At 38.9% G+C, this 14582-nt stretch carries 15 protein-coding genes; 6 read left to right on the plus strand and 9 right to left on the minus strand.

Going from position 1 to position 14582, the window contains the following annotated elements; all coding sequences use genetic code 11:
* Positions 1-45 precede the first annotated feature (45 nt).
* Entirely contained in the window at positions 46-1470 is a 1425-nt protein-coding gene (locus ACTJJD_RS10130) for a SpoVR family protein (protein ID WP_407707318.1), read from the plus strand.
* Positions 1471-1520: 50 nt separating this feature from the next.
* Here the strand turns inward: ACTJJD_RS10130 and ACTJJD_RS10135 are convergent, their stop codons facing one another.
* Positions 1521-2885, minus strand: a complete 1365-nt coding sequence (locus ACTJJD_RS10135) for an alkaline phosphatase (protein ID WP_041507529.1) — start codon at positions 2883-2885, stop codon at positions 1521-1523.
* Between the two features lie 354 nt (positions 2886-3239).
* Here ACTJJD_RS10135 and ACTJJD_RS10140 point away from each other — a divergent pair, with 354 nt between their 5' ends.
* Both ACTJJD_RS10140 and ACTJJD_RS10145 read left to right on the plus strand, forming a co-directional pair.
* Positions 3240-4061: a C40 family peptidase gene (locus tag ACTJJD_RS10140; RefSeq protein WP_242731811.1), complete on the plus strand. Its 822-nt coding sequence runs from the start codon at positions 3240-3242 to the stop codon at positions 4059-4061.
* Positions 4062-4518: 457 nt separating this feature from the next.
* Positions 4519-5919 (plus strand): amino acid permease, encoded by a 1401-nt coding sequence (locus tag ACTJJD_RS10145; RefSeq protein ID WP_025207016.1) that lies wholly within the window; start codon positions 4519-4521, stop codon positions 5917-5919.
* A gap of 44 nt (positions 5920-5963) precedes the next feature.
* Here the strand turns inward: ACTJJD_RS10145 and ACTJJD_RS10150 are convergent, their stop codons facing one another.
* The 3 genes from ACTJJD_RS10150 to ACTJJD_RS10160 are packed head-to-tail and all read right to left on the minus strand — an operon-like array spanning position 5964 to position 7784.
* Entirely contained in the window at positions 5964-6254 is a 291-nt protein-coding gene (locus ACTJJD_RS10150; RefSeq protein WP_008348984.1) for a hypothetical protein, read from the minus strand.
* Complete coding sequence (locus ACTJJD_RS10155; RefSeq protein ID WP_047946623.1) at positions 6242-7300, minus strand: anti-sigma factor; 1059 nt, start codon at positions 7298-7300, stop codon at positions 6242-6244. Before ACTJJD_RS10155 ends, ACTJJD_RS10150 begins: the two co-directional genes overlap by 13 nt.
* Positions 7293-7784: a sigma-70 family RNA polymerase sigma factor gene (locus ACTJJD_RS10160; protein WP_008348979.1), complete on the minus strand. Its 492-nt coding sequence runs from the start codon at positions 7782-7784 to the stop codon at positions 7293-7295. Before ACTJJD_RS10160 ends, ACTJJD_RS10155 begins: the two co-directional genes overlap by 8 nt.
* A 386-nt stretch (positions 7785-8170) precedes the next feature.
* Between ACTJJD_RS10160 and ACTJJD_RS10165 the strand changes: the two genes are divergently transcribed.
* Positions 8171-8773, plus strand: coding sequence for a lysophospholipid acyltransferase family protein (locus ACTJJD_RS10165; RefSeq protein ID WP_008348977.1), 603 nt, complete (start codon positions 8171-8173; stop codon positions 8771-8773).
* Between the two features lie 39 nt (positions 8774-8812).
* Here ACTJJD_RS10165 and ACTJJD_RS10170 read toward each other — a convergent pair whose 3' ends face one another.
* Entirely contained in the window at positions 8813-10144 is a 1332-nt protein-coding gene (locus tag ACTJJD_RS10170) for a hemolysin family protein (RefSeq protein ID WP_007497105.1), read from the minus strand.
* 58 nt (positions 10145-10202) lie between these two features.
* Positions 10203-10643 carry a MerR family transcriptional regulator gene (locus ACTJJD_RS10175; protein ID WP_008348973.1) on the minus strand — a complete coding sequence of 147 codons (441 nt, stop codon included), beginning with the start codon at positions 10641-10643 and terminating at the stop codon, positions 10203-10205.
* Between the two features lie 335 nt (positions 10644-10978).
* Between ACTJJD_RS10175 and ACTJJD_RS10180 the strand changes: the two genes are divergently transcribed.
* Both ACTJJD_RS10180 and ACTJJD_RS10185 read left to right on the plus strand, forming a co-directional pair.
* A complete protein-coding gene (locus ACTJJD_RS10180) occupies positions 10979-12361 on the plus strand; it encodes a hemolysin family protein (RefSeq protein WP_242731813.1) in 1383 nt (460 codons plus the stop codon).
* Between the two features lie 89 nt (positions 12362-12450).
* Entirely contained in the window at positions 12451-12843 is a 393-nt protein-coding gene (locus ACTJJD_RS10185) for a hypothetical protein (protein ID WP_017360342.1), read from the plus strand.
* Here ACTJJD_RS10185 and ACTJJD_RS10190 read toward each other — a convergent pair.
* From ACTJJD_RS10190 to ACTJJD_RS10200, 3 genes are read right to left on the minus strand one after another with little or no spacing between them, the layout of a single operon-like run.
* A complete protein-coding gene (locus ACTJJD_RS10190; protein ID WP_144666963.1) occupies positions 12840-13205 on the minus strand; it encodes a CrcB family protein in 366 nt (121 codons plus the stop codon). The genes ACTJJD_RS10185 and ACTJJD_RS10190 overlap by 4 nt on opposite strands.
* On the minus strand, positions 13206-13607 hold the full coding sequence (gene crcB / locus ACTJJD_RS10195; protein WP_017366925.1) for a fluoride efflux transporter CrcB: 402 nt from the start codon (positions 13605-13607) through the stop codon (positions 13206-13208).
* Positions 13607-14323 (minus strand): glycerophosphodiester phosphodiesterase, encoded by a 717-nt coding sequence (locus ACTJJD_RS10200; RefSeq protein WP_440608356.1) that lies wholly within the window; start codon positions 14321-14323, stop codon positions 13607-13609. Before ACTJJD_RS10200 ends, crcB begins: the two co-directional genes overlap by 1 nt.
* Positions 14324-14582 lie beyond the last annotated feature (259 nt).

Raw genomic sequence — 14582 nt, forward strand, 5'->3', positions numbered from 1 at the left:
TTATTAGGTACGCTCATATATTAGGGATAAGTCCGATGAGGAGGGATGGTTTCCTTGAGCGTATCTGAAAAGCGTCTTTTACAACGAGCCATTGATGAAATTACAGAAATTGCAGAAGGATTTGGTCTGGATTTTTATCCGATGAGGTATGAAATCTGTCCCGCGGAGATTATTTATACATTCGGTGCATATGGCATGCCAACACGATTTAGCCACTGGAGCTTTGGAAAGCAATTTCACAAAATGAAGCTTCATTATGATTTAGGATTAAGCAAAATTTATGAGCTGGTGATTAATTCAAATCCTTGCTATGCCTTTCTCCTTGATAACAATTCGCTTGTTCAAAATAAACTAATTGTGGCTCATGTCTTGGCACACTGCGATTTCTTTAAAAACAACTGCCGTTTCCAAAACACAAAACGAGATATGGTGGAAAGTATGTCAGCGGCAGCAGAGCGAATTAAAGAATATGAACATATCCACGGTACAAAAGAAGTCGAGTCCTTTTTAGATGCTGTATTGGCATTGCAGGAGCATATTGATCCGTCGCTTGTTCGTTCAAAATTAAGCTGGAATCTCGACGATGAAGATGAATATGAAGAGGAGAAACCAAAACGTCAAACGCCATATGATGATTTATGGGGAATGGATGAACCGAAAACACGTGAGAAAAAGAAAACCATCAAGCAATTCCCACCAAAGCCAGAAAAAGATATATTGCTCTTTATCGAGGCACACTCCCGGGAGCTAGAGCCTTGGCAGCGGGATGTCCTGACGATGCTGAGAGAGGAAATGCTCTATTTTTGGCCGCAGCTAGAAACGAAAATCATGAATGAAGGCTGGGCATCGTATTGGCACCAGCGGATTATGCGTGAACTTGATTTAGATTCAAGTGAATCGATTGAATTTGCAAAATTAAATGCAGGTGTCGTGCAGCCATCTAAGACAGGAATCAATCCTTACTATTTAGGGCTGAAGATTTTTGAAGATATTGAAGAGCGCTACGATCATCCATGCGAGGAATTAAAAAAAGCAGGAGTGACGGAAGGGTCCGGTCGCAGCAAAATGTTTGAAGTGCGAGAAATTGAATCAGACATTTCTTTTATTCGAAATTACTTAACGAAAGACCTTGTGATGAGGGAAGATTTGTACTTGTTTCAAAAGCAGGGGAGAGACTATAAAGTCATTGATAAAGAATGGAAGGCAGTCCGTGATCAGCTAGTCAGCATGAGGGTCAATGGTGGCTTTCCGTATTTGACAGTCATCGATGGCGACTATTTAAAAAACAACGAACTCTATATTAAACATTGGTATGAAGGCATTGAGCTTGATCTCAAATACTTAGAAAAGGTGCTTCCATATTTGTATCAGCTATGGGGAAGAAGTGTGCACATCGAGTCAGTTCTTGAAGGAAAAGAAGTGATGTTTTCATACGATGGAAAAGGGGTTCATAGGAAGTATCTCACTTAATGATCAAAAAAGATGTCTACGACTAGACATCTTTTTTTGTGATTAGCACTTTATTGGTTTTTCAGCAGTTTGAAAATGTGTTTCGCTTGATCTGTATTTTCCATGAGCCCTTTTAGCTGTTCGCTTGTTGGCCCATAAGCATAAAATGGTACTTCATCCCCTGTATGACCCGATGTGGTCCAGCCTGTATGAGACCTCGTATTGATGACTTTTTCGATGGCATCATCAATTTGAACAGGATCTTTTGTTTCAGCTGCCTTTTGAATAGAGGCGATTTCCTCTTTTGTGAAATCAAGGTCGATGTATTGTTTGAGCGCAGTCTCGACTGTCATACCCCCAACAATTTTGTTTGCAATGAAATCAGGGGTCTTTTTTGCTGCTTTGACAGGCTGATAATCCCAGCTGCCCGAGCCGTCTGCCCCGAAGGAAAGGCCGCCAGTTGAATGATCTGCTGTCGTGATGACTAACGTGTTTTTATCCTTTTTTGCGAAACGAATGGCTTCTTCAAATGCTTTTTCAAAATCTTTCATCTCACTCATCGCACTGACAATATCGTGGTCATGTCCAGCCCAGTCAATTTGACTGCCTTCAACCATGAGGAAAAATCCTTTTTTGTTTTTAGACAGCTGTTTGATGGCTGAGGATGTCATGTCTTGCAAGGAAGGGGTCGTTTTATCACGATCAATTGCTTTATCGAGACCACCGTCAGCAAAAATGCCTAATAATTTTTGCTGTTTGTTTTTTTGTAAGTCAGCTTTATTGGTTACGTAACGATAGCCTGCTTTTTGAAATTCTTTCGTCAAATCACGATCTTTGCGGACAAAATCGATCAGTCCTCCGCCAAGCATGACATCGACTGTATGCTGTTTGCCAATTTTCTCATCGAAGAAATCATCAGCAATGGCTGCTGTGTTTTTTCTAGAAACATCGTGGGCGGCATATGCAGCAGGTGTCGCATTGGTTAATTCAGATGTGACGACGAGACCAGTAGACTTTCCTTTGCGTTTTGCTTCTTCTAATACTGTTTTTAGTTTTTTGCCATTTTTGTTTACACCAATGGCGTTGTTGTATGTCTTTTGACCAGTTGCCATGGCTGTCCCAGCTGCTGCTGAATCAGTAATGTTACTTTTAGAATCATCAGGGTATGTTTTATGCATGCCAGTGAGGTAAGGGTCAAACGCTGTTTGCTTGGAAAGATCACCGTTGTGTTTAAATGAGCGGTAAGTTGAAAGGTAAGGTGTTCCCATGCCATCTCCAATGAGCACGATCACATTTTGTACGTCATTTTTTGGTTTCTTTTTAGCCTCAGCTTTGTCAGCCTGTCCAAATTCAATTCCTGAAAAAATACCAATTGATAACACTGATGCGGCTGCGATTGCAGCTATTTTCGTTTTCGAGCTTTTCAACACACTCATTCATTTTGCCTCCTCATTGTTTATGTATCGCTCTCACGTTTACAATGGTAGAACAGAAGTGTGGATTCCAAATGACAGCACCGTAAAGTTCACTTTAAAATTGTAAAGGTCCACTTTACATAGAATGAACCAAAAAGAGAAATGAATGTATGATTTATCTATGACAAGATGCATTTGTTTTGTCATGATTGTGTAATAAAAATGAAATAAAAAGAACCCTAAAAAAAAATATTTTTTGCCGAATTAATAAGCATAATGTCGTAGGAAGTCAAGACTATTTCTTCTGGTATTCGATCCTTATAATAGAAAGTAGATAAAAATTCGGATCACGATAGATACATACAGGAGGAACAAATGAAAAAACAATTGATCACAGCTGCAAGTGCAGTTCTACTTGGGACGACATTATTTGCCGGAGCTGCCTCAGCACAATCAGTAAAGGTTCAAAAAGGTGACTCTCTTTCTGTTCTAGCGAAAAAATACAAAACAACCGTGAGTAAGATTAAATCAGACAATAAACTGAAATCTAACACGATTTATGTTGGACAAACCTTAAAAGTGAATGGTACTTCTTCAAAAAAGGTAACGAAAACAACAACAAAAGTAAAAGCGTCTTCAACGACAGCCACTCATAAAGTTGTCAAAGGTGATACTTTATCTAAAATTGGTAAAAAATATGGAATGACAGTGAAAGAGCTGAAATCGTTAAATAAACTCAAAACAGATCTGATTAAAATTGGACAAAAGCTGAAAGTGAAAAAGACATCCAAAGTGAAACCAACACCTGTCAAAGAAAAAACAGTTGCTACTTCTTCTTTAAACACGTCTAAACTCGTAGCAGATGCGAAAGCACAAAACGGTACACCATATAAATGGGGTGGAACGACACCGAAAGGCTTTGATTGCAGCGGTTTTATGTGGTATATCATTAACAAACAAACAAAGATTTCAAGACAAACGACTGAAGGTTTTTGGGGATCAATGAAAAGCGTCTCAACACCTAAAGTTGGAGATTTTGTCTTCTTTACAACCTATAAATCTGGCCCATCTCACATGGGTGTCTACCTTGGGAACAACAAGTTTATCCACGCTGCTTCTGATGGTGTGACGATCAGCGATATGACTTCAAGCTATTGGAAGCCAATTTACCTTGGCGCAAAGACATTTGTAAATTAATAATGGATCTTAAGAGACTGCTTACTAGGCAGTCTCTTTTTTTTGTATATCGTTTGCGCAGCTAAAACAGTCCTTTATCATAGCTCTCTATGAGTCTAAAGGCTTTTAAATAAGCAAAAGTGAAGACAAGTTATCAAAAGAATAATTTTATTTTCACTTTATAAAAATTATATCAAAAAAGTATAATTTTGTATGTTGTATAATAAATAGAAGAGGCCAAGCTATGATTTGAATAAAGATTGAAGAAAATCTACCATGAATATTGACAAGTATTTTGTTGGTAAATGAGAATTTTCACTCTGTTTTGAAAAAAAGTGTTTTCATTTTTTAATTTTCATATATAATAATTTTACGCCACCAATTTATTGCGCTAAATTAAATCTAAATATTCAGAAAATAAAGTGAATTACGAAGTGGTGGCGTCTTTAGACGGATACTAAGTTTTGGGAGTGATGGTATGAGCAATTCGTTGTTTAGAAAGAAGAGCATTTCAGAGCTAATTGCGGCAACACAAGGGGAAAAAGCGTTAAGAAAGGAATTAGGTTCATTTGACTTAACGATGCTTGGTATTGGAGCGATTATCGGTACAGGGATATTTGTTCTGACAGGTACAGGCGCCGTCACAGCAGGACCAGGACTTGTTTTATCATTTGTGATTGCAGGTCTTGCATGTTTATTTGCGGCATTGTCATATGCGGAATTCGCTTCCACAGTGCCAGTATCAGGATCTGTTTATACATTTACGTACGCATCTATGGGAGAATTTTTAGCGTTTATCATTGGCTGGGATTTGATATTAGAATATATGCTAGCCGCTAGTGCCGTTTCAGCAGGCTGGTCAGGCTACTTTGTGTCGTTTTTAAATGGGATAGGGATTCATATACCGGTTGAATTAACAGCAGCACCAGGTGGTTTAAAGGGTCAAGTGACATATTTTAATCTTCCTGCATTTATTATTTTAATGATCATCACCTTCTTGCTGTACTTCGGTATTAAAGAATCAAAACGAGTCAACAACATCATGGTCATTATGAAAATTGCGGTGATTCTGCTCTTTATTTTAGTCGCTGTGAAATATGTAAAACCTGAAAACTGGACACCATTCGTTCCTTTTGGAACTTCAGGTGTGTTAAGTGCAGCAGCTCTCGTATTCTTTGCATTTATCGGATTTGATGCAGTTGCTTCTGCGGCAGAGGAAACAAAAAATCCATCCCGCAACTTGCCAAGAGGAATCATCACTTCCTTATTGATTTGTACCATGTTGTATGTGGTAGTCAGTGCCATCATGACAGGCATTGTTCCATTTATGAACTTTGAGGGAGTATCCCATCCAGTGTCTCTTGTTTTACAAGTAGCCGGTCAAAATTGGGTGGCGGGTATTGTAGATGTTGGGGCGATTTTAGGGATGACCACGGTCATGCTTGTCATGCTGTACGGCCAAACACGTGTCATGTTTGCCATGTCTCGTGATGGCTTGGTACCAAAGGTTCTTTCAAAGGTTCATCCAAAACATAAAACACCTTATATCAATACTCTTTTCTTTGGGACATTGTCAGCATTAATGGGTGGATTCATTCCGCTTGATGAGTTGGCAAGTCTAGTAAACATCGGAACACTTTCAGCTTTCATTTTGATTTCAGTTGCTGTCATTGTCATGAGAAAAACACAACCTGATTTGCCGAGAGCATTCAGATGCCCCGCAGTCCCGTTCATTCCAATCTTGGCTATTCTATCTTGCGGACTGCTCATTTATAAGCTTGGCACCATCACATTTGTTCGTTTCTTAATCTGGCTTGCCATTGGGCTTGTTGTCTATTTCTTATATTCAAGAAAGCACTCCGAATTAAACAAAAAATAAGAGTGTACAGAAAAAGCCAGTCAAGTATGACTGGCTTCTTAGTATTAAAAACCTAATTGAAGATCGACATCAATGGAGACGATCGCATAGACACAAACGATGACAAAAATATTCAGAACGACGCCTAGGAAACCTGGTCCAGTGCGGCCTTTTTTAATGAACAGTTCAATCACACCGAATGGAACTGCGGCCATTGCAAAAGGAAGCATTTGAAACGAATAAAATGTCACATTGCTAATAATGGCGAGGTTCAGCATGAGCAGCGATAAAATAGCGGTGCCGACCGAAATCCAGCCAAACACATTATGCTCTTTAAAAATTCTTACCAATTCCATAATTCCACCTCGCTCACTTTGGCCGTTTTAATGCGTTTTGTCTTCACAAATTTCTCTATTTCTTTAGAAGGACCTGTGACAACAGAACCGTAAACCGTGACACCATTTTGATTGATGTAGCGTATTCGGTTAGAGAGGTCAAGTTCAGGTCTGCCAGAGATCGTTTTTGCCCAGGTTGGATGCTGGTTGACATAGGCGAGGGCATCTTTGAACTGATCAACTTCTGTTTTTGATGTGTGCTGAAGCTCTTTTAAAAATTCAGAGTCTTTCCCGGGAAAACCGATTGGACGCTGATTTCCACTTAATGAATCTTCTGTTTTGATCGCATTCCAAAGCACTTTCATATCATATTTTTTAGCAAATGAATACACGTCTTTCGGTGTGTATGCTTTGTCATAGGATACATACACTTCACTCACTGTTCCTTCAGGTAGCTTGTCTAGAGTAGTGAGTGTTTGTTTTTTTGATGTATCTGCCTGAGACGAAGGGTGCGTAAAGAAATCCTCCGTATTACGTGCGCTGTCGCCATAATAAGAGATCGTAGGCTGCTTTAATTTATCGAAAAACATTTCGATTTGTTCACTGCCGATGGCTTCTGTTTTATTGCCAATTTGTTTTTGCAGCTTAAGTTCTGTGTTCATACCAAACAGTTTGACCTGTCCTTTTAAATCCTTCATATCAATGGCGACATTCGGTTTTGTTAGGGCGACTGTTACAGCGGCCGTTTCCATAAAATGATTGCCTTTGCTGTCTGCTCCGCCAACGCCGTAGTATAGATAACTACCTAGTGTACAAAGCGGTAAAATAATCAGTGTAGATATGACAGCAAGCACAGAAATACGTAAATAGGACTTTCTTTTTCCGTATTGTAAAATGGCTTTTTGTTTTTCAGGACTGATGGAGAAGTCTGTCCAATCTGAGTCATTCAGTTCTTGGCTTAAGCGTTTTTCATTTTCTTCGAGCTCTTCTTCAAACGCCATCATTTCTTCCTCGTTCATCTCGCCATTATTATATTGTTCCCATCGCTTATTAAACTCTTCATTCATCATTAACACCTCTGTTATATAGTGCTTTTAGGCGCTGCCTTGCACGAAATAAAACACTTTTAAAATTTGCTTCAGTAATATTCATGACCTTGGACGCTTCTTTGTAATTCAGTTCTTTTAAATAATACAATGTCAACGCTTCCTTGTAGTTATCTGGAAGCTGCTCCAAATACATGTTGAGAACTTCTTTTATTTCAATCTGTTCAGCAGGACTTTGTACAGACGTTTGTAAAAGGCCGCCAATGAGATCATCCGATATGGTCACTTCTTTTTTATGTTTCCTGACATAATCAATAAAAGCATTTCGTGCCACCTGAAATAACCAAGGTTTCACTTTGCTATGGTCGTAGGAATGAATATGTATATAAGCACGCATAAAGGTTTCCTGCAATAAGTCCTCTGCCAAATGTTTGTCTTTTGTCATGGAGAGCAGAAACCTGTAAACATCGTTCATATACATTTGATAAATTTCATCGATCGTCACTGATTTTTCTCCCCTCTATGTTATACACGCATAAGAAAGGCATAAAGTTGCACGAAACTTCTCATAGGCCGTACATTACTCATCTCTTTCACCGAATCAAAATCATTTCTCCTTATCATAGCGAAATTTGCATCATTTATAAAGTGTTTTCAATAGAACAAATCAGGAAAAAAACTCAAAAAACGACAATTTTGGACACATTTCTTCCTCTATTCTCTCCTAAAAACACATGCTTGAATACAGAAGGAGCGGTCATCTTAAGTGAAAAGATGATTTTAGTGAATCATCTCTATTTTATCAGCAGGAGAAAATTTTTAGTACCAGGTAATAAAAAATTTGTTATAATAGAAACAAATCCTTCATTCTTCAAACAAAGGAAGTGCACTATGTATAAATTTTCAGGCTATACCGTCAAAGCATTTTTTGCTCTCCGAGGCGGAATCAAAGTATATCAAAAAGAGAATCTGCCAACAGACCGGGGGTTTGTCATTGCTTGTACGCATGAGGGTTTTGTGGATGTTCTTGCATTAGGCGCAGGAATTCTTCCGTTTGAGATCCACTACATGGCGAAAAAAGAGTTGTTTGCAAATAAATGGATCGGTGGATTTTTAAAGAAGATTCATGCTTTTCCAGTTGATCGAGAGAATCCTGGGCCAAGCAGTATTAAAACGCCCATTAAATTATTAAAAGAGGGGAAAATCGTTGGGATTTTTCCAAGCGGAACACGTACAACAGAAGATGTTCCTTTAAAAAGAGGGGCCGTTACGATTGCGCAGCTTGGCAAATCACCAATCGTTCCAGCAGCGTACAAAGGACCTTCTAATGCAAAAAGCCTTTTTAAGAAGGGGAAAATGCGCTTAATTATTGGTGAACCGATTGAGCTGACTGAATTTGATCATCTGCCGCCAAAAGAAAGATTAGGTGCGATGACAGAAGTATTAAACACAAGAATCAAAGAACTTGAAGCTAAGTTAATCGAAAAGGGATAAAGAAAACGACCACTTGCTAAGGCAAGGGTCGTTTTTTTCTTAAGAAGCGCCTTCTTCAGCTGCTTCTAATAGTTGTTCGTTTAGTTTTTTGACTTCGATGTATGCCACATGGTGTCCATCGACTTCATTAATGATAAATTCATAGCCTTGTTCACGAATCGCGTCATTTTTCTCGACTTCATATTTTTGTGTAAGGAACCAGCCGCCGATTGTGTCGACTTCTTCGTTATCAAGCTGAATACCTAGTAGCAGGTTGACTTGATCCACAAGGACCTTTCCATCAAAGATATAGTGGTCTTCTCCCAGTTTACGCACTTCGTTGATTTCATCAATATCGAATTCATCACGAATCTCACCGACAATTTCTTCAAGGATGTCTTCAACTGTTACAAGTCCTGCTGTACCGCCATATTCATCTGATAAAATGGCCATGTGTACACGCTCACGCTGCATTTTAAGCAGTAGATCATGAACAGGAACTGTTTCAATTACATGAATAATCGGGTTTACAAAATGTTCGATCGTATCACTTGTGGAACATTCACCACTAATACATGCAGTGAGTACTTCTTTAATATTCACAACACCAATGATGTTGTCTTTATCGCCATCTTCAATTGGATAACGTGTATATTTCTCGACTTTGGTCACTTTCAGCATTTCTTCAATGGTAATATCATGAGGGAAGCTGACAACTTCGGTACGAGGAATCATAATTTCTTTCGCCAGACGGTCATCAAATTCAAAAATTTTATTCACATATTTGAATTCAGACTGGTTAATCTCGCCGCTCTTATAGCTCTCAGATAAAATAATCCGCAATTCTTCTTCAGAGTGCGCCATGTCATGCTCAGAAACTTGTTGAAGACCAAATGCTTTCGTTAATAAACGAGCAGATCCATTTAACACCCAAATGAACGGAAACATCACTTTATAAAATATCATAAGCGGTCTAGCAAATAGAAGGGACACTTGCTCAGCCTTTTGAATGGCGAGTGTTTTCGGTGCAAGCTCTCCAACCACGACGTGTAAAAACGTCATAATACTAAACGCAATAATAAAAGTGACAATATGACTGGCTGATTGAGGAATCGACAGCTCTACAAATAGTGGAGCAAGCATATGTGCAATCGTTTCTTCCCCTAACCAACCAATCCCAAGGGCGGTAATGGTGATACCAAGCTGACATGCCGATAAGTACTCATCAAGATGAGTGGTGACGTGCTTGACAGCAACTGCTGTTTTATTACCTTCTGCAATTAATTGATCAATTCTTGAGCTTCTTAAGCGAATGATCGCAAACTCCGATGCAACGAAAAACGCGGTTAAAGCTATAAGTAAAGCAACTATGAGTAAATTCACTATGTCCAATTAAGGCCTTCGTTCTGACTTTGAGAACGAAGGTAACACCTCCTGTTTAGTAAAAATTTTAACTTAACAGCAGTAAAAATGATTGGACAGCCGTCATTTTTTCAGGAGTAAGCTGCTCTTTTAGTTTTTCACGTTGTTCTGGCTGAAGCTGCTTACAACGTGCCAAAATGCGGTCCATATGCTCATTCATCCGATCGATATCTGAGGTTAAATGGACAAGTTCATCAGGATCTTCCTTTTGAGAAGGGAATTGTTCATCTAATCTGGATTTGATGTCAGAAAGAGCCAATCTCTGCTGTTTGCAAAGAACGATTAATTGTAATCGTTTTAAAGCATGTTCATCGTAATAACGATAATTAGAGCAAGATCTAACAGGCGCAAGCAACCCTAGATTCGTATAATAATCTACAGTTCGTTTCGTCACCTGTGCAATCTGTGCTAGTTCACCAATACGATACTTTTTCTCAGCCCCATCTGAACATCTCCTCCTAACCGTCACGTTATAGTTTATGAAAATAGTTTAATATAATTCGAGTCTGAAATACAAGATAATTGTTCAGATTTCCTGCCAATATGAAGAAACAAAGGGCATTTCCATCAATTTAGGTTGTCATCTTTAAAATACTGTAGCGATACAGGAATTTTCAGATTATTTATGGTAAGATAAAATGAATACCGTTTCATATATATGTAGAGAGACGGATTTTACGTGAACCGGAGGTGGTTAAGTGGGGCCCTCAAAGTAGTCTTATTTAATCAGTTAACCGTTTTGCAAAAGATAACATCATCAATCAGGAGGTGACTCCTTGTTCTTCTAAGAAAGAGCAAGGTTAAATGGACGATATTGTTAATCTGAGTATAGTCGGAGTTTTGATTGCTTTAACAGCTTTCTTTGTTGCATCTGAATTTGCCATTGTAAAGGTGAGAAGTTCAAGAATTAATCAGCTTGTTGCCGAAGGGTCCAAAAAGGCTATCATGGCGAAAAAGGTGACATCAAGGCTAGATGAATATTTGTCAGCCTGCCAGCTCGGTATTACAGTGACATCCCTTGGTTTAGGGTGGATCGGTAAACCGGCAGTAAAAGAACTTTTGGTTCGAGGTTTTGGTTTGACAAACATTCCTGATTCAGCAATCAGCCTGATCTCAGCAACACTTGCGTTCTCTATTATTACCTTTTTGCATGTAGTTGTTGGCGAGCTTGCACCAAAAACACTTGCCATACAAAAGGCAGAAAAAATGACGCTTTGGCTGTCAGGACCGCTGCATGCATTTTATATCCTTATGTACCCTTTTATTTATGTGTTGAACGGGTCAGCCCGTGTACTAACGAAAATGATGGGCATCGATATGGGGTCTGAAAAAGAACATTCCCATTCCGAAGAGGAATTAAAGATTTTATTATCTGAAAGCTTAAAAAATGGGGAAATCAACTCATCAGAGTATAATTATATGAACAAGATATTCGATTTTGATAATCGAATCGCAAGAGAAATTATGATACCGCGAAGAGAAATTTGTGCGATTCCAGAAGATATGCCGTTAGACGAAATACTTGCGATCATGACAAAGGAAAAGTACACACGCTTCCCAGTGTTTTCAGGGGATAAAGACCATGTCATTGGCATGCTCAACAAAAAGCAGCTCTTTGCAGATATTGTGTATCAAGGAGAAAACGATCAACTGAAGCTTCAAGATTATATTTATCCAGTGATTGAAGTGATTGACACGATTCCAATTCAAGAGCTTCTCGTCAAAATGCAGCGCGATCGAATGCATATGGCGATTTTAACGGATGAATATGGCGGGACATCTGGACTTGTCACAACGGAGGATATCTTAGAAGAGATTGTTGGAGACATTCGAGATGAATTCGATGAAGATGAGCAGCCGGTCATTCAAAAGAGAGCGGAGCATCATTATATATTAGATGGAAAAGTGAGATTAGAGGAAGTTCAAGATTTGATCGAAATGTCATATCATGATGAAGAAATTGATACGATAGGCGGGCTAATCTTAAATGAGAACATTGATATCCGAGAAGGACAATCCATTTATCTTGATGATATTCGGATGAAGGTCTTGGAGATGGATGGACGCTATGTGAAAAAGATCGACCTGAAAAAAGGCGTCACATCATCAGAAAAAGAAAATACACGCACAGGGCTTGATATAAAAGAGCCACTGTTAGTAAATGAAATGACCTTGAGCGAAAAATAAGCTCAAGGTTTTTTTAGGTATTTAGCCTCTTTTTTAAGAATGTATGTTCGTATATAATAAGAACAAACGTTCGTAAAAGGGGGATGGACATGCTCTGGTATGAAACAGCAAGTATCACGGAGAAAAAAACCTCAATGAAACGTATTGAGTTTCATTTAAAAAATTTCAAGAACTATCAAGCAGCCATTTTAAATATTGAAAGACAGCTTGAAAAGCGAAGTTCTCTCCAACATCATCATATGGCACGTCAAAAATTAGAAGAGCAGAAAAGTCAGTATGAACTGATTGTTGCTTGTATTGAAACGGCTTTAAAAGAATTGGATGAAATAGAGCAGCAGCTCATTGATTATAAGTATTTTCGAGATTGGCGCATGGCAAAATGTGCAATCGAAATCGGCTATAGTGAGAAGACACTATTTTTAATGAAGCGCCAGCTGATGGATCAACTGCTCATCAGCCTAGCTGCCATCACAGATATTTAAAACAGAAGTTGTCCTATTTGATAAAACGCCGCAAAAAGGCATAAAGATCCGATGATCGTCACAAATAAGTAGGTAGCAAGTTTCCCAATTTGACGCTGCATCAGCATCGTCGCAGATTCTACACTAAACGTAGAGAATGTGGTAAAGCCGCCAAAAAAACCGGTTCCTATGATCACTAGCAGTGGATGATTGGACGTTACAGCGCCTGTGAGAAAACCTAAACCGGCTGCACCTAATAAATTAATGAAAATAATACTGTACGGGAAAAGGGCATGGGATGGAGTTTTCTGGATTGTTTGGCTGATGAAGAAACGACATGCACTACCGATCCCTCCAGCTACAGCTGTACAAAAAACAATCATTTATCTGCTTCCTTTCTGCTGCTTATTTTGATGAAAGAGCCGTTCAGCAAGGATCAGGCCAGCTAAAGCAGCGGCTACTCCAGCAATGACTGAGAGCAGGATGTACATCATACTTAAATTGAACTGCCCTGCCTGTAACAGAAGAACTGTCTCTTTAGAAAAGGTGGACATGGTCGTAAACCCGCCGCAAAACCCTGTTCCAATCAAAGCTGCAAGATCTTTTTTTCCTTTCTGAAATAGAAAGTATCCTGTCGCAAAACCAAGAAGCAGGCTGCCGGAAATATTTTCAATCATCGTTGCATAGGGGAATGTCTGGCTGATGACAGTTTGACTTAGTTCATATCTGCAAAGTGTACCAATCAATCCACCGATAAAAACGGCGAAATAAGTTTTCATCTGCATCATTTCTCCTTTTGAAAAAATAGCGGGTTATCGGTTACCACACCATCAATTGGATATTTTTTGATTCGATCCGCTGTTTTTTGATCTTTTATAGTCCATATAAACACATCCATCCCGAATGTGTGGATGCGGTCTATCCACCATCTATTGATCATCGTTTTCTTCATATTAAGACAATTTGCAAACGAGCTGTATGTCGTTAACTTTCGTTTCGTTAGTTTAAATGCATCAGGCTTTATAATCAAAGCTGTGCGAAGAGAAGGGGCGAATGCTTTGATTCTTTGTAGTGCAAGAACATCAAAAGATTGAATCATGATATGACGAGAATAGGCAAACCGATTGATGATGCGGGCAACTGCCTTTTCGATTCCTATCTGCCGTTTTGGATGTTTGATCTCGATTAATATTCCAATCCGCTGACTGTATCTTTCAAGAATTTCTTGTAATGTTGGAATTCGTTCATTCGTATACTGTTGGTCAAACCAGCTTCCTGCGTCCAGTTTTTTCAACTGATCAAGTGTATAGCTTTTGACTAATCCGTTTCCGTTCGTCGTTCGATCAACGGTATCATCATGGATGACGACGACGTGCTGATCCATTGTCATTTGTACGTCTAATTCAATATAATCTGCTCCTTGCTTGACAGCTACATCAAACGCAGCGATTGTATTTTCTGGGGCTGCGCTTGATGACCCTCTATGTGCGATAATATACACTTGCTCCAGCTCCCTGACATAAGTTCTGGTCTTATCATATCAAATGCTTTGGTGGTTTTCCTTCTTTACTATATGGAGAAGAAGAGCGCCGTATTATTATGGAACCTCATGTACTGAAAAAGCTTGATGTATCATTTTGAAAAGTTTACAGGAATAGAGCAAGCTTTGATTGAGTAAATCTGAATTACATCAATTTTTCTTCGATCAATTTTGTCCAAATCGTCAGCGTTCGTCAAAATATTAGTGCTTTCGTCATGTT

It is taken from the genome of Bacillus sp. 22446 (genome assembly GCF_052044955.1).
GTDB lineage: Bacteria > Bacillota > Bacilli > Bacillales > Bacillaceae > Bacillus > Bacillus altitudinis.

Bases quoted from the DNA above. Each gene is read 5' to 3' on its own strand.
- ACTJJD_RS10190 (WP_144666963.1), bottom strand. From the start codon at position 13,205: ATGATTGTTTTTTGTACAGCTGTAGCTGGAGGGATCGGTAGTGCATGT.
- ACTJJD_RS10135 (WP_041507529.1), bottom strand. From the start codon at position 2,885: ATGAGTGTGTTGAAAAGCTCGAAAACGAAAATAGCTGCAATCGCAGCC.
- ACTJJD_RS10150 (WP_008348984.1), bottom strand. From the start codon at position 6,254: ATGGAATTGGTAAGAATTTTTAAAGAGCATAATGTGTTTGGCTGGATT.
- ACTJJD_RS10155 (WP_047946623.1), bottom strand. From the start codon at position 7,300: ATGAATGAAGAGTTTAATAAGCGATGGGAACAATATAATAATGGCGAG.
- crcB (WP_017366925.1), bottom strand. From the start codon at position 13,607: ATGCAGATGAAAACTTATTTCGCCGTTTTTATCGGTGGATTGATTGGT.
- ACTJJD_RS10145 (WP_025207016.1), top strand. From the start codon at position 4,519: ATGAGCAATTCGTTGTTTAGAAAGAAGAGCATTTCAGAGCTAATTGCG.
- ACTJJD_RS10140 (WP_242731811.1), top strand. From the start codon at position 3,240: ATGAAAAAACAATTGATCACAGCTGCAAGTGCAGTTCTACTTGGGACG.
- ACTJJD_RS10165 (WP_008348977.1), top strand. From the start codon at position 8,171: ATGTATAAATTTTCAGGCTATACCGTCAAAGCATTTTTTGCTCTCCGA.
- ACTJJD_RS10130 (WP_407707318.1), top strand. From the start codon at position 46: ATGGTTTCCTTGAGCGTATCTGAAAAGCGTCTTTTACAACGAGCCATT.
- ACTJJD_RS10185 (WP_017360342.1), top strand. From the start codon at position 12,451: ATGCTCTGGTATGAAACAGCAAGTATCACGGAGAAAAAAACCTCAATG.
- ACTJJD_RS10180 (WP_242731813.1), top strand. From the start codon at position 10,979: ATGGACGATATTGTTAATCTGAGTATAGTCGGAGTTTTGATTGCTTTA.